The following is an 18,109-nucleotide window of genomic DNA, read 5'->3' as shown; positions in this document are numbered from 1 at the left end:
GACGTGATGTCCGGAGCCTGGTGACTGCTGAATAGTCAATCCATCCAGTTCCAGGGGGGCGCGTCCAGAAGCCCCTGGCCAAGAATGCGGGTTTCACCCAGCTCTTTGTTCAGTGCGATGGAATGGCAATCGTCGTCTGCTTCCAGAGCGGCTACCAGTCGAGGGGCATGGGAAACAACCCACACCTGGGTTTCCCGCGAGGCGCGAATGATCAGTCGGCCGAGGGCCGGAAGCAAGTCGGGATGCAGGCTTGTTTCTGGTTCATTCAACACCAGTAGTGATGGTGGGCGGGGTGTGAGCAGCGCGGCGACCAACAGCAGGTAGCGAAGGGTGCCATCAGAAAGCTCGGCCTGATTCAGGGGGCGGAGTAAGCCGGCCTGCTCAAATTCCAGGACGAAACGGTTGCCTGCGTCTGTGCTGAACCCGAGCCTCGCTCCGGGAAAGGCATCTTCAATAGCGCTGTGCAGGCCCTCCCGGTCGCCGATTTCGTGAATGGTACGCAGGGCTGCAACCAGGTTATGGCCATTGTGGTCCAGCACCGGGGTACGGGTCCCGATTTGCGGGGTCCGGATGCTGGAGTGTTGATCGGTGCGGAACTGATCGTAAAAGCGCCACTGCCTGATGGCCTGCCGGACGGCATGGACTTCAGGTATAGCCACAGGATCACTGATCTCGCTCAGAATGCTCTCATAGGTGTTTAGCCGGGTGTCGTAGACCTCCCATTTCCGCCCTGAACGTACTTTGACAACCGGCCCGACGCGATCAATCAGACAACTGCTTGGGCGGCAGACATCACCCACCCAGATACATTCGCGTTTTATTTCAGGGTCGAGCTGGAACATGCTGGGTTCCTGATAACCTGCAAACCCCGTAGAGGCCGGAATCCCAAGAGAAATCGCGTAGCCGAATTCTTCGCCGGCAAACCCCAGCCGTAGGCGGGATGGGGTGTTCCCGGCGGTCCCCTGAACGGGCGCTGAGCCGTCCCGCATCTCCTTTGAGAACTGGCCAGGCCCTGCCCAGAAGGTGTAGTCCAGGCCGCCCTCTTCCGCCAGGGAGGAGATCAGGTTGCCTTTTGCCGTTTCCGCCAGCAGGCGCAACGATTTATAGAGGTTTGATTTGCCACAGCCGTTCGGGCCGGTAACAACGTTCAGGCCCGCCAGCGGTGCGACCACGTCTCTGAGGCTGCGATAGTTGGAAACGGCAAAGGCTTTGATCATGATCCGGGCCGAACCTGTTTCTTGAAGAAGGTTAGAGGTGCGCCTGCAACGAGCAGGAGAGGGCCAATGAGTCTGGATTTTCCCATGGATGCTTCTCTTTGCCATAAGTGATCTTGTTTCGCGAAGAGAATATCATTTTGTGATCCCACAGTTTGAGCTAGGTTGCTCAAAGGGATCCGGGAGGCTGCATGACCGGAGAACACTCTGTTCTAGGCCGCCCACTTGAACGCTTTCTGATACACTCAGAATCTAAACAGTCCAGGCGAGAACCATGGCCCCTGATCTAACCAAACATCCTGATATCGAGAAGCTCAGCGAGTTACTGGCTGATTTCCCGCATATCCGGGTTGCCGCTCTCTTTGGCTCCATAGCTCGGCGAACCGCCCGGCCAGACAGCGATATAGATGTTGCCGTTCAGGCTGACAAAGAGCTCCGTGCGGATGAGCGTATTGCCTTAACCGAAGCCATTGCTCTGGCCTTCAACCGCCCTGTGGACCTGGTGGACCTGCGCACAGCGGGGCAGCCTTTACTGAACCAGATTGTCAGCACTGGCATACAGGTTGTCGGCACACGCCACCAATGGGGTGACCTGATTTATCGCAATGTCATGGAAAACGAGGACTTTGTCCCTTACCAGAAACGTATCCTCGAAGGTAGACGCAACGCATGGATGAACAACTCGTAGCATCGATACTGAGCTGGCGTCTCGCATGCGGAAGTCCGTGGGATTCCGAAATGTGATGGTTCACAATTATGACGATGTGAACTGGGAGATCGTGTACGCCATTTGCAGTAAGCACCTGGGCGATTTTCGGGCCTTTGCCAAGGTGTTTTAGGATTTGATTGCGTAGACGGGAAAGTCTGAGTAGATCCTCTGAGAAAACGGTGTTTGCGGCCGTCGTTTCTTTCCCTATTTGGCGAGCAATGATCGGCTTGTTTTTTAGTGGCCGGCCACAAATATCTGGATGTTGGAACGCCCTATACTAAGAGGCGAAACTTCACTGCACACAAAGCTCAAGGAGGAGTGACGTGGTCATCAAATACTTCCTGAGTCACAAAAAGGTGCTCACGCTTTGCGCGGGAGCCTTGGTGATTGCCCTGACGCTATACCCGATGTTTTATCGCACCTGGGCGTTTGGCTCCGATGCCTGGGGGTTATCCGTCATAGCGATTCTTGATCCCGAAGAAGTGCCCTGGAGCCCTTCGGATTTCAATAGTCTGGCGATCCGGCCCGCCGTAGCCTACTGGCTTCTGACAAATTTCGATTGGCCTTATGAGCGCTGTGGTAAAGCGATGACCGCGATGGACGGTTGTTCGCAGCCTCTGGTTAATTTTGTGGGCACGACTCTGGATACGCACGAACCTGACTCGATCATGACGCGCCGAGGCTATGGGTTGCTTCGACATTTTGCGGCACGGGGAGAGCCGGTGAACGGCTATTACAACGGGCTGACGCCAGTGCTTGAAGCCGTTCTCTATGCCAATGTGGACTACCTTCGCGCCTTGCTGGAGCTGGGGGCAGACCCGAACCTGCCCATTGATATGCCGGAGAAGGACTATCACGGCTTCAATGCGGTTGAGTTTGCAGCATTTCTGGAGGCCCGGAATCCGGAAATGTATCAAGTTATTCGGGCAGTACTTGGTGGCAGCGAGTGAGCTACTTTGAATGCGAGTCGACGATCAGCGCAGCGGTGAAATAGATCTGCGTGTAGCTAGAAGAAATGGAGGCATACGTTACCCGCCCAAGCGCTCACTGTTTCTGGCCACCACGTCTATAAGAAAGTCTGCCAGGGCCCTGATTCGTCTAGACTTTGCCAAGTCGGTTTGTATGACGAGATAGATAGGCTGATCGACTCCAAGATCGGTGTCGACACAAACGAGTCCTGAGTTCCGAGCGATGAAATGTGGCAACAGTGCGAGCCCAAGCCCTGCCTTTGCTGCGGCCACCTGGGTGGCTAGTGAAGTGGTTGTCAGGGCGGGTCTTCTTCCACGCAAGATCCGCTCTATCCACTGAGCGGCAGGCAAATGTGAGTACATTTCCCCCCAGGTAATGAAATCATCCGTATCGTAGTAACCTAGGTCCGGGTTGCTCTCACGTCTTAGCTCATAGGACGTGCTGCAGTAGAGTCCATACCCCAAGGTGCCGAGAGCACGAAGTGTGACGTTGCCCCTTTCTGGCCGCACCATTCGCAATGCTAAATCCGCATCGCGTCGATGCAGGTTGGCGGTTGATATGTCTGTAACCAGCTCAACCAACAGGTCGGGGTATTGGGCTCGAAATGCCGGGAGTTCCGGCAGTATGAGTTCGGTGGCGACATTTTCCGCTGTAGCCAGACGCACGTGGCCACTCATCTGCGCTTGGGTGTCTGCGCCTACGGCAAACGCGTGCGCTGCAGCCTCCAAGGCTTCGGCCTTTTCTATCAACTCAGCACCGTCCTCAGTTAACTCGTATCCCGATTGCTGACGTACGAAAAGCGGAAGTTTTAGTGCCGACTCAAGCCGCTCGATGCGACGTGAAAGTGTCGCAATGCCTACATTCAAGTTCTGGGCTGCGGCGCTTAGCGTGCCGCAACGGGCCACTGCCAGAAAGGCGCGGGTGTCATCCCAAACCATGCCCCTCGGCATCTCGTTTCCGATAATGGAAATCCTTTTGCCAAATTTGTTTGTATTTTCCATTTTTCGAGTCTGTCACGATTTAGTTCTAGACATCAAGGAGTCAGACATGGAAAAACGAGTGCTTGGAACAGGCTTCTCCGTTTCATCGATCGGATTAGGGTGCATGGGGATGAGCGAGTTCTATGGGCCCCGTGATGACAGTGAGTCGTTGCGTGTAATGGAAAGGGCGGTGGAGCTCGGCGTTGACTTTTTCGACACCGCCGACATGTATGGGCCACACCACAATGAGGAGCTTATCGGTCGGTTTCTAGCCGGTAGTAAGGCGCCTGTTCACGTCGCGACTAAGTTCGGCATTGTGCGTAATCCTGGCGAATATAAGCGGAGCTTGAAGAACGGTTCCGACTATGCGCGCAGGGCATGCGAAGCCTCTCTTCGTAGGTTAGGAATTGAGCAAATCGATCTGTATTACGTGCATCGCGTCAATCCGGAGGAGCCAATAGAGGAGACGATTGGCGGGCTTGAGAAGCTCATTCAATCAGGGAAAATCGCCCGTATTGGTCTTTGTGAAGTGAGCGCTGAAACCTTACGAAGGGCTCATGCGGTGCACCCGATTACCGCTATTCAGACTGAGTATTCACTTTGGGCTCGAGAGGTAGAGCGCGATGTTCTGCCGACATGCCGTGAGTTGGGTATTGGTTTTGTTCCATACTCCCCCCTGGGCCGAGGTTTTCTGACAGGGCGATTTCAAGACCCTGGAGAGTTCGATCATAACGACTTTCGTGCTCACCTTCCACGGTTTGCGGAAAGAGCAATCGGCGCGAACCGCCGAATTGCCGATGTTATAGCTGAAAAAGCCAAGCTTAAAGGGTGCACGCCAGCTCAACTCTCATTGGCGTGGCTGTTAGCCCAAGGGGACGATATCGTTCCAATCCCTGGTACCAAGCAGTTGCGCTACCTAGAAGAGAATGTCGCAGCAGCAGATGTCAGTCTTTCCGTAGCAGAGCAGCGGGAGCTCGAAACCGCCACTGAGTCACTGCCAGTAGTGGGTGAGCGTTACAGCGAGGAAGGCATGAAGGGGGTGAATGTATGAGTTCTCCAGGCTCTGATCGCCGCACTCAAGCTTTAAATCTACTCGAATCACTCGACCCGGCCGCGCCGGGAAAGGTTGCCGCAAGCCTTGATGAGTTTCACAGCGAGGCTGTAGAAATACTTCTCGGGTTTTCCTTTGCTGATGTAGTGGCGCGTGAGGGGTTATCACTTAGAACACGAGAGATGCTCACTGTCGCCATGTTGTCTGCCGTAGGCACGGCACCAGGCCAATTGGAGTTTCATATGCGCGCAGCGCTGCATATTGGAGTGACGCAAGAGGAAATTGTCGAGATTGTCCTCCAAGTTGCTGTATATGCGGGAATTCCTGCCGCAATGAATGCCATTACAGCGGCAAAATTGGCCTTCAAGGAAGACCGGTTGGGCACATAGTCTCATTGCGCAACGCAGGGAGGAGAGAAAAATGTACGCTAGAACCACAACTTGGCGTGATTGGGTTGCCGTGACCGCGCTTGGTATTGGTAGCTTCACAATTGTCACTGCGGAATTGGCACCGATTGGATTGCTCTCCGATATTGGGAACAACCCGGTCTAGGCTATCGACAATAGATATTCTACCGGCTGCGCTTACTTCGACCGCACAAGGAGCGGAACAGCTCTATCGCGCCTTGCTGGAGCAGGGGGCGGCCCCGAACTTGCCCAGTGATATGCCGGAGAGGGACTCCCACGGCTTTAAGGTGGTTGAGCTTGCAGCGTTTTGGGAAGCCTAGAGTCCGGAAATATATCAGATTACTCAGGCAGAACTTGGCGGTAGCGAATGAGTATTACCTGGAGTGGGAGTAGTCTATCAGCGCCTGAACACAACGGCGGAACAATTCAGCCGAGAAAAACCGGTGTTCGCCTGGCTGTTCTGCAACCAGTAGCTGGCCACCGGACTCTCTGATGCCTCCCTCAATCATCAGGTTGTCGCTCATCTCGAAGTCTTCAATGCTGTGGCCCAGCTCATCCCGATCGGCTGCGCCCGCGCGTTCACGGTAGTGTCTGTGGTCCATCGTGAACCCGAACGCAGGTTTGCCCTGGCCGATCATGTAGCCGACTTCGAACACCGTGCCCGGGTCCGCACTGATGCCTCGGAAGGGGGTGAGGTTGGCAATGATGGCGTCGCAACTGTCCATCAGTTCGCGGTTGGCCTGGTAGATCCGGTGGCCGCGCGCCGGTTTCGTTTCCTGGTCGGAAAACGTCAGGGCGGTGTCCAGCGGGTCTATGCCTTCACAACCGGCTTCGTGCAGCAGGCGCTTTTTCTCGGCGACGATGGCGTTGTGTTCTTCGTGTGGGAAAAACACTTCCGGGCCGGCCAGGTAGATGCGTTTGGGTTTTTCCATGTGAACTTTGGCTCTCATTTCCGTTAACGAATGAGTGTACTTACGAGTCTCCATGAACACAAAAGCCCCCAGCAGGGGGCTTTGTCGTCTTACTGCAATACTCAGTTATTCACCGTCAGCTTCATGGACTGTGCGATGGCGTTGGCGTCAGCCGGGCTTCCGTCGCGATGTGTCACGTCCTCCAGCCAGGCTTCAACAGCGTCGGGGTTTTGGTACATCCAGTGGCGAGCGGCCCTTTCCTGCGGAACAAACTGGTTCAGAATCATATCCATCACCTGGCCTTCCATCGCCAGTGAGAATTCCAGGTTCTCCAGAAGTTGCGCCACATTCGAGCAGTCTTCGCTGAATCCGGCACGGGTGTTGGTGTAGACCGTAGCACCACCCTTGTTCGGGCCGAAGTACTCATCGCCGCCATCCAGGTACACGATATCGAACCGCTCGTTCATTGGGTGAGGTGCCCACGCCAGGAACACTATCCATTCCTTGTCGCGAATCTTGCCATTCACCTGGGCCAACATGATGCGCTCGGAGGTCTCAACCAGGTTGAACTCGCCCAGGCCAAAGGCGTTGGTTTCGATCATATCGAGGATGAGCTGATTACCGTCGTTACCTTTCTCCAGGCCGTACACGCTGTGATCAAACTTGTCTTTGAATCGGGCGATGTCGGAAAAGCTTTTAACGCCCGCCTCGTAGACCGCCTGTGGAACCGCCAACGTGTATTTGGCTCCCTGAAGGTTAGGCCCCAGCCGCTCGACCTTGTTGGCTTCGATCAGCGGATCGGCCACGGGCGCCATACTCGGCATCCAGTTGCCCAGGAACACGTCGATGTCGCCATTGGCCATGCCCTGGTACGTGTCTGTCACCGACTGGCTGGACATCTGCACGTTGTAGCCCAGCGCCTGCAACAGTTCCGATGCCACGGCGGTGGTCGCTTTCACGTCTGTCCAGTCCACAATGCCGAACTGTATCTGCTCGCACTGCCCGGCGGCGTAAGCCTTTGTCCCAACTGAGACCCACGCAAGCATCACCAGGAGAAATATCGTTCGCATGTTACACCCTTTAATTGAACGTTCAATTAATAAAAAATTGGCGCGGGATAGTACCGAAAAGTGAGCCAGATTGATATGAGAGTGCCTAATGATTCAGGTTTGAACATTAGGCACTTGGGGAGGGCTTGAAGTGAGTGTCGGCTGTGTAGCCGGAGATTCGGTTATCTGTTGGTGCCGCTGAGTTGGGCGACGTAGGCGGTAATAAAAGCGTTTTCCTGGAAGGCTTTCAGGCCTGTGTCGGCAAAGGCGATGGGCACAGGGTTGTTGGCCAGAGTGGACTTGGCCAGGGCCGGGGGCACCAGGGTCACGTTCAGCTCGGAGTCGGCAATCAACTGAATGGCGGCTTCCATTTTGAAGCTGATGGCGCCACCGGCAAACTTGCCTTTTTGCATCCGCTCCTTGATGGCAACCGTGGCCACGCCGCAATCGGCCATCAGCGCCGCAAAGGTGGCCTGAAACGTTTTCAGGTCGTCCCGGCTGTGGTTTTTGGGTAGCGAGAGTTTGCGTACTTTGCAGTCGGGCAGGTTGAATTGGCCCCGGTCCATATTCAGCATACACACCACCGCATCGCTGCCGGTCAGTTCTACTCCGCATACAATCATAATAATGCCCCCTAAGCCCCGGTTATTCTCAGCCGCAGCATTTCTTGAATTTGAGTCCACTACCGCAAGTGCAGGCGTCGTTGCGGGAGGGAGATTTTGCTGTAGTGACTGTTCCCGTTTTATTCAGGATAGCGGTGAGCTCGTTGACGGATTCAACGGCGCCCTCGCGGGTATCAACGGAGATGGTTGCGTGAAGCTTCGCCGCGGCCACCTGGGCTTCAACTTCTTTCTTGCGCGCTTCACTGGTAACCACCAGCGTTAGCGGGTACTTCTTGCTGCCGCTCTTTTGGCTGGCGTTGGTCTGAAAACCGCCATAAGCCGTGTGGTGCTGGCGGGCGTCTTGCCGACCTTTATAGAAAAATTTATCTGACATGCTGATATCCTGAAGGAGAGAATACCCAGGCGACGGCCGGGCGCAATCTTTTAGCACGCTTGCTGAAACAGTGATATAGGGAAAACCGGAAAAGACTAATCAAGGAAGCACCACGTGAATCAAAAAGGCTTACTCACCTCATGGAACGACGCCAAGGGTTTCGGTTTTATCACGCCAGAGAACGGTGGCGAGCGTCTGTTTGCCCACATCAGCGCCTATCAGGGCCGGGGCAGGCCCTCGGCCAGCCGCAAGGTGGTCTACGCACAGACAAAAGATGAGAAGGGGCGGCTGAGGGCGTCCAGTTTCCAGTACGCTGGCGTGGCGAGACACAGCGCAGCGGTCGCCACGGGCGTTTGGTTTGCTCTGTTGATTGCCGCTGCAGTCGCAGGGACGGTTTCTGTGTTGTACGTTCAGGGTTATGTGCCAGTGCTGTTGCCGGCGGCCTATGGCGTAATGAGTGTAGTGACCTTCTTGATGTATGCCGTCGATAAGGGGGCAGCTGAGAGCGGCAGGAGGCGTGTCCCCGAGGGGCGGTTGCATCTGTTTGAACTCCTGTGCGGCTGGCCGGGGGCATTGGTGGGCCAGCAATTCTTTCGCCATAAAACCCGAAAGACCTCGTACCAGCTGTCTTTCTGGTTCAATGTCGTGCTCAATCTCGCGGTGCTTTGCTGGTTGTTGCTGTGGCCGGGCGCCGAGTTCGCCAGGCAGGTGCTGGAGATTGGGAGGTTCGAAGTGATCTCTCAGGCGGTCGGATTGCACGAGTCATATTCACGATGTTTCGAGGCGACATGGTTTTGCTGAATGGTTTTATCAAAAAGACTCAAAAAACACCGGATCAAGGATTGAAGAAGGCGAGGGATCGAAAGAAAGATCTTGTCTGAAAGGGAGTGAATGCGATGACACAGCATAGACATATCGGGAGTACTCTCGATGATCTGCTCGAATCTGACGGTACGCTGGAGCAGGCAGAAGCCGAAGCACTGAAGCGCGTGATAGTCTGGCAGATTCAGCAAGCAATGGAGCATGCCGGCGTGAACAAAACCCAACTGGCAAAGCGTATGCACACCAGTCGTACCGTGGTTAACCGCCTTCTAGATGAAAAGGACACAGGAGTAACGATTACCACACTTGTGAAAGCGGGGCGTGCACTGGGGATGAGTTGGACTTTGGAGGCTGGCGAGGGTACCGGTTCTTATCAGGCTGCCTGAGCCTGGTTTCAGGTTCAGTTGCTCACCGCCTGAAAATCAACATTTCGTTGTTAGCGGGCATTGCAAAATCGTCCCGGAGTTGCAGGCCGACGGTCTCGGCCAGCTCAGACAGGGCTTCAATCTCTCGGATGCCCATATGGGGCGCGTTTGATTTCAGTGACTGATCAAACGCCTTGTTGCTCTCGCTGGTGAACCCGCCCTCATGCTTGAACGGCCCGTACAGGCAGAACGCACCGTCTTTTTGAAGGCAGGCGCCGACGCCTTGAAACATCGTTTCAACTTCCTCCCAGGCCATGATGTGAGCTGTGTTTGCTGAGAATGCCCATCGACAGGCGGACACAGGCCATGGCATTTGGTTTACGTCCAGCTCAAGGATTGGGAGGACGTTGGGTAAGGCGGCCTGTTGCAGTCGGGCAACGGCCAAGTGCGCCGCTCTGGGGTGGTCGGTGGGCTGCCACTGCAGGTGGGGCAGAGCCGCAGCGAAGTGCTCGGCGTGCTGGCCGGTGCCGGTTCCTATTTCCAGGACGGTACCTGGTGCCGTAAAGACGTCACGCAGTTTTTCCAGAATGGGGGCTTTGTTGTTTTCGCAGGCTTGGGAATAGGGCAGGTGGCTATTCATGAATGCGTCTCTCCTTTCCCTTGAACGGTATCATAAAACGGTGTTTTGGCCATGAGGCAGCTATAATGGGCGCCTTTCATCATTGCAGAGAACGCTATGCCAATCGAAAAGAATCAAGTGGTCCTGTTTCACTACATCGTGAGAGACGAACAGGGCAATGAAGTTGAAAACTCCCGAGGCGGAGAGCCAAATGCCTACCTGCACGGCCATGGTGGCATTATTCGGGGTCTGGAAGACGCTCTGGAAGGCCGCGAAGCGGGCGATACGTTCAGCGTGACGGTGTCACCGGACAAGGCCTATGGCACCCGCAAGCCGGATGCGATCCAGCGAGTACCCATCAAACATCTGATAGGCGCCAAGCGCTGGAAGCCGGGCATGATCGCTCAGGTACAGACCGAACATGGGCCACGCCATGTGCTGGTTGCCAAGGTGGGCCACAAGTTTGCGGATGTGGATACCAACCACCCGATGGCTGGCAAGACCCTCACTTTTGATATCGAGATCATTGAGGTGAGGGCAGCAGATGCCGACGAGATCGCCCATGGCCACGTTCACGGCCCGGGCGGTCATCATCATTAAATAGAAGCAGCTGATCACCGCCAGTCGGGCCGGGGGTTACTCGGCCTCGGCGGTTTCGTTCAGCAGTTCCGGCTTTTTCAGTGCCTTGGTGAACAGCTCTTTTTCTTCCGCAATGGCCAGGGCGCACTGTTCTGCCAGCTCTTCAGACAGGCCGCCGACCTTACGTTGCAGGAAGGTGGTAATCTCTTCGGAAAGTTCCAGAACCTTGTCCCGGGCATCGGCTTCTGCTTTGGACGAAAACAACATTTTGTCCGGGTTTTTCAGTGCCATGTCCAGTCCGTCCCTCTCGGAATAGTAGAGTGCTTTTACGCCCATGGTATGCCATCGCCTCCGGGGTAATGATGGTTGGTAAGACCGTTAATGAAATCGCAGCTTATCACGGATAGTGTATATTTATACAGTATTTTGCTGCGTCATCCTGTCCTCTTTTGCTGTTCCAGCGCCGGACCTGGCCCCCGTATGATGGATTGTCAGACATCAGCTCCGGAGTCCTGAAATGAACGCCAGAACAACCATCACCGGTACTCAACCCACGCCGTCTCCCAAAACCAAGGCGCCCATTCCCGAAGTCCGTCAGCCGGATTTTGATCTGGCGGAAGACGTGCCCAAGTACTGGTGGGATAACGATCCGGCCAAAACGCTGTTACTGGCGGCCCTGTCGGCGAGTTTTCCGCCCGGTGAGCGGTTCTTTATCGACTCCGTGCGCCATTATCAGAAAGAGATTACAGACCCGGAACTGAAGGCGGCAGTGCGAGCGTTCATCGGCCAGGAGGCGCACCATCCGGTGATGAAAAAGGCCGCGTGACGCCTAACACATTTGCTACCATGTCGGACTTTTCACTGGGTTGATGATCTAAGTACGGCAACATGAATGCTCCTTTCCAGCTTCGGCCTTACCAGCAGGAAGCCGTCGACGCAACGCTGAACCACTTCCGTAAATCGGATGAATCTGCGGTCATTGTGCTGCCGACCGGTGCCGGCAAGAGCCTGGTAATTGCCGAGCTGGCTCGCCTTGCGCGCCGAAAGATTCTGGTCCTGACCCATGTGAAGGAACTGGTGGAGCAGAATCACGCCAAGTATCAGAGTTATGGTTTGTCGGGGGGAATCTTTGCGGCCGGGCTGAAACGCAAGGAGAACCACCATCAGGTGACCTTTGCCAGCGTGCAGTCGGTGGCGGCGAATCTGGACCAGTTCCGGGATGAATACTCGCTGGTTATTATCGATGAGTGCCACCGGGTGAGTGGCGAGGAAACCAGCCAGTACCAGCGGATCATCGAGCTTTTACGGCAGCAGAATGATTCCCTGAAGGTGCTTGGGCTCACCGCCACGCCCTACCGCCTGGCCATGGGATGGATCTATCGTTACCACTACCGGGGTTTTGTTCGTGGTACCGATGACGAACAGGACAAGCCTTTCAGGCACTGCATCTACGAATTGCCTCTGAGCTACATGATCAACCGTGGCTACCTCACGCGGCCTGAACTGGTCAACGCCGCTGTGGCGCAATACGATTTCTCCGCACTCACGCAGGACCGCTTTGGCGAATATGCCGAGAAAGACGTCAACCAGTTGTTGAGCAAACATCAGCGGGTGACACGTGCCATCATCGAACAGGTGATGGAGATGGCGGCCGAGCGCCAGGGGGTGATGATTTTCGCTGCGACAGTGCAGCACGCGCAGGAAATTGCCGGGTACTTGCCCGAGCAGGAAACCGCCCTGGTGACCGGCGCCACTGATCTGCGAGATCGCGACCAGCTGATCCGGCGCTTCAAGCAACGGCAGTTGAAGTACCTGGTGAATGTGTCTGTGCTGACGACCGGGTTTGATGCCCCTCATGTGGACTTTATCGCCATCTTGCGGCCTACCCAGTCGGTAAGCCTGTATCAGCAGATTGTCGGCCGAGGCCTGCGGTTGGATGAGGGGAAACAGGATTGCCTGGTGATTGATTACGCCGGCAATCATGTCAACCTGCATCATCCGGAAGTTGGGGAGCCGAAGCCCAACCCGGATAGCGAACCGGTGCAGGTGTTCTGTCCGGGCTGCGGTTTTGCCAACATCTTCTGGGGCAAAACCGACAGCGACGGTCGTGTCGTTGAGCACTATGGCCGTCGGTGCCAGGGCCTGCTGGAATCCATAGAAGATGACGCTGGGCGGCCGCAGCAGTGCGACTACCGGTTCCGCTTCAAGGAGTGTTCACATTGTGGCGCTGAGAACGACATCGCCGCCCGCAACTGCTGGCACTGTCACCAGGCGATTCTCGATCCGGATGATCAGCTGCGGGATGCCCTGAAGCTCAAGGATGCCATGGTCATCCGCTGTGCCGGGATTTCGCTGGCAGGAGAAGGCCAAAAACTTCGGATGACCTACCACGGAGAAGACGGGGAGGAGCTCCGGGAGTCTTTCGATTTCAGCAAGCCCGCCCAGCGCGCCGTGTTCAACAAGCTGTTTGGCCGACGGTTTGCCAATGGCCAGGCTCCGAAAGTCTTTGCCCGGGCAAATGAGGTGCTGGAGATGCAGGTGCTGTTACCCGCGCCGGATTTCGTGATTGCTCGCAAGCAGAAGCATTACTGGCAAGTGCAGGAGCGAATCTTCGATTATCGGGGGCAGTATCGTAAGGCGGGTGAACTCCATTGAGGCAATCACTTCCCATGTTTCGTCGTGTGCTGGCCCGGACTATTGAAGACCGGCTTCTGCTGGTTCTCCTGGCTGCTCTTGTTCCGTTGTTGTGGTTTTCACCAGAGCCAATCTGGGCGCTGCATACGCTCGTGGACTGGAAAACTGTCGGCGCGCTGGCCGGGCTTATGATTCTGAGCCGGGGATTGGAGGAAAGCGGCTATCTCGCCCTTGCGGGGCGGTGGCTTATGCAACGGGTAAAGGGCGAACGCTTGCTGGCGATTGTCCTGGTATTGTTCTCGGCGTGCCTGGCGGCGGTGATCACCAATGATGTCGCGTTATTCATTGCGGTGCCTCTTACCGTGAGCCTCCGCCGGGTGGCCGACATTCCGACTGGCCGATTGGTGATTTTTGAAGCCCTTGCGGTAAACGCCGGTTCAGCACTCAGCCCGATTGGTAACCCGCAGAATCTTTTCTTGTGGCAGACCTCCGGTATTGGGTTTTTGGAGTTCACGCTGATGATGGCGCCCCTGGCGCTGGCGCTCACAGTGTTGCTGTTCGTTCTGGTGCCTCTGGCCTTTCCCGGCCGCAGGATTTCCTCGACTGGCATGACGGCGGACGTTCCCCGGCACCGTGGTTTGTTCTGGGTCTCCCTGCTTCTGTATTTACCCTTTCTCCTGGTGGCAGATCTGGGTTATGCGGCGGCGGGTGCGACCGGCCTTCTGGCATTCTTTCTGATCTACCGGCGGCGACTGCTCTGGGGTGTGGACTGGTTGTTACTGGTGGTTTTCGCCCTGATGTTTATCGATATGAACCTGCTGTCGGGGCTTCCGGCTGTTCGTCATGTGGCTGATGTTTTGTTGCAGTTGCCTGGGCAGGTGTTGACCGCGGCGGTGCTCGGTTCCCAGATGATGTCTAATGTACCGGCGGCTATTTTCCTGGCCTCATTTACAGATGAATGGCGTGATTTGGCCTGGGGCGTATCGGTGGGCGGGTTCGGCCTGGCCATTGGCTCTCTCGCCAATCTGATTGCCCTTCGGTTGGCCCGGGAGCCAGGTTTGTGGCGGGAGTTTCATGTTTGGTCCCTGCCTGTTCTGCTGGCAGGGTGGCTGATTGCACTGGTGATTGGCTGGCTCTGACGCCGGGTGGTGTGCGCTAGTCGGTGCGGTGCAGGTATTTATATTGGCATGGCCTGTTATACACAGTAACTTTTGATCTTTCGTTGTCACCACTGACTTTCACCATGGATATCATGCAGTGCTTATAAGGTTAAAGAAGATTGCCTCTGCAGCCCTTGTGATCTGGCTCCTGATGCTCGTCGCCAGCCCAGCCACCGCAAAGATCTACAAATGGGTAGATGAGCACGGCAAGGTGCACTTCAGCGACCGCCAGGACCATAGCGTTAAACAGGAAGTGGTTAACGTGAAGCCCAGGGCCTCGGAATGGTCGCGTTTTGATATCCGCATTGAAACGGTCGATCTGGAGCTGACTGCCGAGGAAAACCAGCAGATTGTCGATGGCGTGAACCATGTTTACGAGTTTTTCGACCGCGTGCTGTCTTTCGATATGTACCGGACGGTGCCGGTTAATATTCTGATTTTCAAGGATATGGTCAGTTACCGGAACTACCTGATTCAACGGGACAGGGGCTGGCTGGTTGCATCCTACGGTTTGTACATGCCATCTGAGCATCAGATCGTGGTGTATATTCAGGAGGACAGGGAACGCACCTTCAGAACCATCAAGCATGAGGTCAGTCATGCGGTTGTCAATTCCATCGTCCCCTATGCTCCCGCCTGGTTGAACGAGGGGCTTGCCGAGCAGATGGAGATGCTGGAACGGGATGACGCCGGTCTGTATTTCGAGAGCCACCCGGAAAACCGATGGATTGTCGCTAAAGCCCGTGAACAGGGCCGGTTAACCGGCATCGACCAATTCCTGAAACTGCCCAGCAACAAGTGGCGACACTCCGATATGTCTGGTAGCGGCAGCGTACGTGCCCAGGCTGGCCAGTTTGTCTATTTCCTGCTTGCCAAGCCCACGCGCCGCAGTTTTCTGGTGCGGCTGATGCATAACTTCAACCGAGGTGACCGCACCCTCTCGTATTACCTGGTAGACGACAACTACATCGGCGGGGTCAACATGCTGGGACTGGACTGGCGGCGCTGGTTGCTCAGTCAGGAGGGGGGGGTTATCCGGTTGTAGCAGGTTCTGGCAGTGGACCCGATCAGAATAAGGGTGGCAACAATCGGATGGAATCCATAATCAGAGTGGGGTTTACTCTCCCTGTCCACAATGAATAGAGGGTGATGTCATGCCTGGTTCACCAGAGCGACAACGGCGATCAGACAGGGATGCTGGAGACATAGCTTCCCATGGTGATGCCCGTGTGGCCCGGCTGGTCAAGGTGGCCGATCACATTGAATCCCACGCCGAGGAACCACTCACGCTCGCGCGCCTGGCGATGCTGGCGTCCTTGTCGCCTTCTCGCCTGCAGAAGCAGTTCAAAGAGGCCTTCGGGGTGTCTCCAAAAGCCTATCAGGATGCCGTCCGGATGCGCCGTTTCAAGCAGTCTCTTAAAGACGGCGACAAGGTGACGGACGCGATTTTTGCCTCTGGCTATGGTTCGGTCAGTCGTGTCTACGGCGAAGCCAACCGCAATATCGGTATGTCGCCCAAGATCTATCGGGCCGGTGGTGCGGGCGAAGTCATCGTTTATGCCTGTCGAATGACCGCACTGGGGCTGGTGATGATGGCGGCCACGGACCGCGGCGTATGCTCGGTGGAGTTCGGTAACGATGAAGCCTCGCTGATGGCCCAATTGAGGTCGGAGTTCCCCAATGCAGATCTGAACGCTTCACCAGCGCGGAACGCCCCAGAGCTTGATGCCTGGATGGACGCTCTGGATAAGCATATCAGTGCCGGAGCCCCACGGCCGGATTTGCCGTTGGATATGCGTGGTACGGCGTTTCAGGTAAAGGTTTGGCAGTTCCTGTTGAGTATCCGTGAAGGCGATGTTCTTAGCTACTCTGAGGTCGCCGCAAAGATCGACAAGCCCAGGGCAGTTCGGGCTGTGGCCTCCGCTTGTGGCAAGAACCGGATTGGTGTGTTGATTCCCTGCCATCGGGTACTCCGAGGGGATGGCGGGCTTGGCGGTTATCGATGGGGATTGGAGCGAAAGCGGGCGTTGTTGGATGCTGAGCGGAGGAGTCTTGTGCGTGAATAAACGACCCTGAAGCACTCCCCCGGCAATAATTTCCTGTTTCAGATACACTGTTGCTTTGATATTGGCGAACAGGCCGATATCCAATCGGGGAAATCTCATGAGCAAGAAAGTCGTCAAAGTTGTTTTAACGTCTGCAGAGATTGAAGAGCAGACGGCTGCCTTTTTAAAGTCCGGTGGGCGCGTTGAGTATGTGGCTAAAGGTAAGAGTTCGCAGTTGACCTCGGCTGGCCCGAAGCAGATTAATCTGAAGAGTAATTAAGAGATTTTCAAAAAAGGTAGCCTCGGCTGCCTTTTTGTTTATGTGCCACTCATCTCAGTCGAACCACGTCATAAAATATCGTAACCACTGGCCGGCAGCAGGCAAGCTACACTCTTCTGAATCATGGATGTGATATGAGGCATAGCTGCGGTTATGAGTCACAACGAGGAAAGCCCGGGTGTCGGGTCGGGTTCTGGCGAACAGGACTCAACCACGGCCCTGATTGAAGCCATCAATATCCGCAGCATGTCGTTGATTGTGCTGACCAGCATCGCCTCCCTGTATTTTATCGAATGGGCTCAGCCTGTTTTGCTGCCGCTGGTGGTGGCGGTTTTGATCAGTTACGCGCTGGATCCGTTGGTGTCGACACTGGATCGTATTCACATTCCCCGTCCACTGGGTGCAGCTTTGGTTCTTTGTGCACTGATAGGAATTCTGGCGGCGGCAAGTGTGCCGCTCAAGCAGGAAGCCATGGCCATGCTGGACAAGATTCCCCAGGCCATCAAGGAACTTCAGCGTGAAGATGCATATTCATCCGAGGATGAAGAAAGCATCATGGAAAAAGCCCAGATTGCAGCAAAGCAGATTGAGGAAACCGCCGAGAACAGCCAGGAGGAACCGGCTGTTCAGGCCGGCGTGACACCCGTACGGGTGGTGGACAAGCCGATGGACGTTCGTGACTATGTGATCCGCAATTCGCCAGCCACAATAGTGCTGATTTCCCAGATGTTTTCTGTGCTTTTGCTGGTGTTTTTCCTACTTTCCGTTGGCCGGCTCTACCGGCGCAAGATCGTTAGAATTTCCGGTCCTTCGTTCCGGCGTATGCGTAAGGCGGCGCGGATCATGAATGAACTGCATCACCAGGTGCGCCGGTTTCTCTTTGTCATGGTTATCAGTGCGCTCTTTGTCGGCATTCTCACCTGGTTGGCTTTTCTGTTACTGGGTGTTGAGCAAGCGGCGCTGTGGGGCGTGGTGGCTGGTATTGCCAGTGGTGTGCCGTATCTGGGGCCTTTCCTGGTTCTGGTCGGCTCTGGGGTGGCCGCATTCCTGCAGTTCGGCGAGCTCAATACTGCCGTGATTGTTGCGCTTACATCGCTGGTCATCACCAGTATTCAGGGGAATCTGCTGATGCCGTGGCTGACGAGTTACGTCTCCAGTTTGAATGCCGTCGCCATTTTTATCGGGTTGTTGTTCTGGGGGTGGTTGTGGGGGCCAGTGGGCTTGATTGTGGCTACGCCCATTCTCATGATCGCAAAGTCCGTGTGCGATCATGTGGTGAACTTTCGTCCGGTAGGGGAGCTGTTGGGTAAATGATTCGG

Annotated in this window: 24 protein-coding genes; 16 read left to right on the top strand and 8 right to left on the bottom strand. The window is 55.5% G+C overall.

Going from position 1 to position 18,109, the window contains the following annotated elements; all coding sequences use genetic code 11:
- Nucleotides 1-35 precede the first annotated feature (35 nt).
- Nucleotides 36-1,217, bottom strand: coding sequence for an AAA family ATPase (locus ACF8YQ_RS13530; RefSeq protein WP_226596508.1), 1,182 nt, complete (start codon nt 1,215-1,217; stop codon nt 36-38).
- Nucleotides 1,218-1,488: 271 nt separating this feature from the next.
- Between ACF8YQ_RS13530 and ACF8YQ_RS13525 the strand changes: the two genes are divergently transcribed.
- The 3 genes from ACF8YQ_RS13525 (at nt 1,489) to ACF8YQ_RS13515 (ending at nt 2,873) form a co-directional block, all read left to right on the top strand.
- Complete coding sequence (locus ACF8YQ_RS13525; protein WP_396621696.1) at nt 1,489-1,902, top strand: nucleotidyltransferase domain-containing protein; 414 nt, start codon at nt 1,489-1,491, stop codon at nt 1,900-1,902.
- A gap of 1 nt (nt 1,903) precedes the next feature.
- A complete protein-coding gene (locus ACF8YQ_RS13520) occupies nt 1,904-2,053 on the top strand; it encodes a DUF86 domain-containing protein (RefSeq protein WP_396623306.1) in 150 nt (49 codons plus the stop codon).
- 193 nt (nt 2,054-2,246) lie between these two features.
- Nucleotides 2,247-2,873, top strand: a complete 627-nt coding sequence (locus ACF8YQ_RS13515) for an ankyrin repeat domain-containing protein (RefSeq protein WP_396621695.1) — start codon at nt 2,247-2,249, stop codon at nt 2,871-2,873.
- Between the two features lie 78 nt (nt 2,874-2,951).
- Here ACF8YQ_RS13515 and ACF8YQ_RS13510 read toward each other — a convergent pair whose 3' ends face one another.
- The gene (locus ACF8YQ_RS13510; RefSeq protein ID WP_199452416.1) at nt 2,952-3,893 is read right to left on the bottom strand and encodes a LysR family transcriptional regulator; all 942 of its coding nucleotides are present in this window, start codon (nt 3,891-3,893) and stop codon (nt 2,952-2,954) included.
- A gap of 46 nt (nt 3,894-3,939) precedes the next feature.
- Between ACF8YQ_RS13510 and ACF8YQ_RS13505 the strand changes: the two genes are divergently transcribed.
- Together ACF8YQ_RS13505 and ACF8YQ_RS13500 are read left to right on the top strand one after the other, a co-directional pair.
- Nucleotides 3,940-4,923: an aldo/keto reductase gene (locus ACF8YQ_RS13505; protein ID WP_278351431.1), complete on the top strand. Its 984-nt coding sequence runs from the start codon at nt 3,940-3,942 to the stop codon at nt 4,921-4,923.
- The gene (locus tag ACF8YQ_RS13500) at nt 4,920-5,312 is read left to right on the top strand and encodes a carboxymuconolactone decarboxylase family protein (RefSeq protein ID WP_396621694.1); all 393 of its coding nucleotides are present in this window, start codon (nt 4,920-4,922) and stop codon (nt 5,310-5,312) included. Before ACF8YQ_RS13505 ends, ACF8YQ_RS13500 begins: the two co-directional genes overlap by 4 nt.
- A 392-nt stretch (nt 5,313-5,704) precedes the next feature.
- Here ACF8YQ_RS13500 and ACF8YQ_RS13495 read toward each other — a convergent pair whose 3' ends face one another.
- The 4 genes from ACF8YQ_RS13495 to ACF8YQ_RS13480 all read right to left on the bottom strand — a co-directional run bounded on the left by ACF8YQ_RS13495 (nt 5,705) and on the right by ACF8YQ_RS13480 (nt 8,286).
- Nucleotides 5,705-6,262, bottom strand: coding sequence for a nucleoside 2-deoxyribosyltransferase (locus ACF8YQ_RS13495; protein WP_396621693.1), 558 nt, complete (start codon nt 6,260-6,262; stop codon nt 5,705-5,707).
- A gap of 101 nt (nt 6,263-6,363) precedes the next feature.
- A complete protein-coding gene (locus tag ACF8YQ_RS13490) occupies nt 6,364-7,311 on the bottom strand; it encodes an ABC transporter substrate-binding protein (RefSeq protein ID WP_396621692.1) in 948 nt (315 codons plus the stop codon).
- Nucleotides 7,312-7,472: 161 nt separating this feature from the next.
- Entirely contained in the window at nt 7,473-7,913 is a 441-nt protein-coding gene (locus tag ACF8YQ_RS13485) for a DUF3010 family protein (RefSeq protein WP_396621691.1), read from the bottom strand.
- Between the two features lie 28 nt (nt 7,914-7,941).
- Nucleotides 7,942-8,286, bottom strand: a complete 345-nt coding sequence (locus ACF8YQ_RS13480; RefSeq protein ID WP_094623786.1) for a PBPRA1643 family SWIM/SEC-C metal-binding motif protein — start codon at nt 8,284-8,286, stop codon at nt 7,942-7,944.
- A gap of 114 nt (nt 8,287-8,400) precedes the next feature.
- Here ACF8YQ_RS13480 and ACF8YQ_RS13475 point away from each other — a divergent pair, with 114 nt between their 5' ends.
- Genes ACF8YQ_RS13475 through ACF8YQ_RS13465 form a run of 3 tightly spaced genes read left to right on the top strand, consistent with a single transcriptional unit; the run spans nt 8,401 to nt 9,494 of the window.
- Nucleotides 8,401-9,087 (top strand): DUF1294 domain-containing protein, encoded by a 687-nt coding sequence (locus ACF8YQ_RS13475; RefSeq protein ID WP_396621690.1) that lies wholly within the window; start codon nt 8,401-8,403, stop codon nt 9,085-9,087.
- On the top strand, nt 9,039-9,167 hold the full coding sequence (locus ACF8YQ_RS13470; RefSeq protein ID WP_396623305.1) for a type II toxin-antitoxin system RelE/ParE family toxin: 129 nt from the start codon (nt 9,039-9,041) through the stop codon (nt 9,165-9,167). The genes ACF8YQ_RS13475 and ACF8YQ_RS13470 overlap by 49 nt, the downstream gene beginning before the upstream one ends.
- A 15-nt stretch (nt 9,168-9,182) precedes the next feature.
- Nucleotides 9,183-9,494 (top strand): helix-turn-helix transcriptional regulator, encoded by a 312-nt coding sequence (locus ACF8YQ_RS13465; protein WP_011786406.1) that lies wholly within the window; start codon nt 9,183-9,185, stop codon nt 9,492-9,494.
- A 22-nt stretch (nt 9,495-9,516) separates the two neighbouring features.
- Here ACF8YQ_RS13465 and ACF8YQ_RS13460 read toward each other — a convergent pair whose 3' ends face one another.
- Nucleotides 9,517-10,113 (bottom strand): DUF938 domain-containing protein, encoded by a 597-nt coding sequence (locus ACF8YQ_RS13460; RefSeq protein ID WP_396621689.1) that lies wholly within the window; start codon nt 10,111-10,113, stop codon nt 9,517-9,519.
- A 96-nt stretch (nt 10,114-10,209) separates the two neighbouring features.
- Between ACF8YQ_RS13460 and ACF8YQ_RS13455 the strand changes: the two genes are divergently transcribed.
- Nucleotides 10,210-10,692 (top strand): peptidylprolyl isomerase, encoded by a 483-nt coding sequence (locus ACF8YQ_RS13455; protein WP_396621688.1) that lies wholly within the window; start codon nt 10,210-10,212, stop codon nt 10,690-10,692.
- 36 nt (nt 10,693-10,728) lie between these two features.
- Here ACF8YQ_RS13455 and ACF8YQ_RS13450 read toward each other — a convergent pair whose 3' ends face one another.
- Nucleotides 10,729-11,007: a YebG family protein gene (locus ACF8YQ_RS13450; RefSeq protein ID WP_224849642.1), complete on the bottom strand. Its 279-nt coding sequence runs from the start codon at nt 11,005-11,007 to the stop codon at nt 10,729-10,731.
- Between the two features lie 181 nt (nt 11,008-11,188).
- Between ACF8YQ_RS13450 and ACF8YQ_RS13445 the strand changes: the two genes are divergently transcribed.
- The 7 genes from ACF8YQ_RS13445 to ACF8YQ_RS13415 all read left to right on the top strand — a co-directional run bounded on the left by ACF8YQ_RS13445 (nt 11,189) and on the right by ACF8YQ_RS13415 (nt 18,104).
- Nucleotides 11,189-11,497, top strand: coding sequence for a metal-dependent hydrolase (locus tag ACF8YQ_RS13445; protein WP_396621687.1), 309 nt, complete (start codon nt 11,189-11,191; stop codon nt 11,495-11,497).
- Between the two features lie 62 nt (nt 11,498-11,559).
- A complete protein-coding gene (locus tag ACF8YQ_RS13440) occupies nt 11,560-13,326 on the top strand; it encodes a DEAD/DEAH box helicase (RefSeq protein WP_396621686.1) in 1,767 nt (588 codons plus the stop codon).
- Nucleotides 13,327-13,340: 14 nt separating this feature from the next.
- Nucleotides 13,341-14,444: an SLC13 family permease gene (locus ACF8YQ_RS13435; RefSeq protein WP_396621685.1), complete on the top strand. Its 1,104-nt coding sequence runs from the start codon at nt 13,341-13,343 to the stop codon at nt 14,442-14,444.
- Between the two features lie 118 nt (nt 14,445-14,562).
- The gene (locus ACF8YQ_RS13430; protein ID WP_396621684.1) at nt 14,563-15,510 is read left to right on the top strand and encodes a DUF4124 domain-containing protein; all 948 of its coding nucleotides are present in this window, start codon (nt 14,563-14,565) and stop codon (nt 15,508-15,510) included.
- Nucleotides 15,511-15,619: 109 nt separating this feature from the next.
- On the top strand, nt 15,620-16,531 hold the full coding sequence (locus ACF8YQ_RS13425) for a methylated-DNA--[protein]-cysteine S-methyltransferase (RefSeq protein WP_226596480.1): 912 nt from the start codon (nt 15,620-15,622) through the stop codon (nt 16,529-16,531).
- A gap of 97 nt (nt 16,532-16,628) precedes the next feature.
- Nucleotides 16,629-16,790 carry a hypothetical protein gene (locus tag ACF8YQ_RS13420; RefSeq protein ID WP_022992820.1) on the top strand — a complete coding sequence of 54 codons (162 nt, stop codon included), beginning with the start codon at nt 16,629-16,631 and terminating at the stop codon, nt 16,788-16,790.
- A 153-nt stretch (nt 16,791-16,943) separates the two neighbouring features.
- Complete coding sequence (locus ACF8YQ_RS13415; protein ID WP_226596477.1) at nt 16,944-18,104, top strand: AI-2E family transporter; 1,161 nt, start codon at nt 16,944-16,946, stop codon at nt 18,102-18,104.
- Nucleotides 18,105-18,109: the final 5 nt, after the last annotated feature.

The organism is Marinobacter sp. W-8 (genome assembly GCF_044342215.1).
In the GTDB taxonomy this organism is placed as follows: Bacteria; Pseudomonadota; Gammaproteobacteria; order Pseudomonadales; family Oleiphilaceae; genus Marinobacter; species Marinobacter nauticus.
Note: the sequence above shows the minus strand (reverse complement) of the source record. Positions and strands in the feature narration are given on the sequence as shown.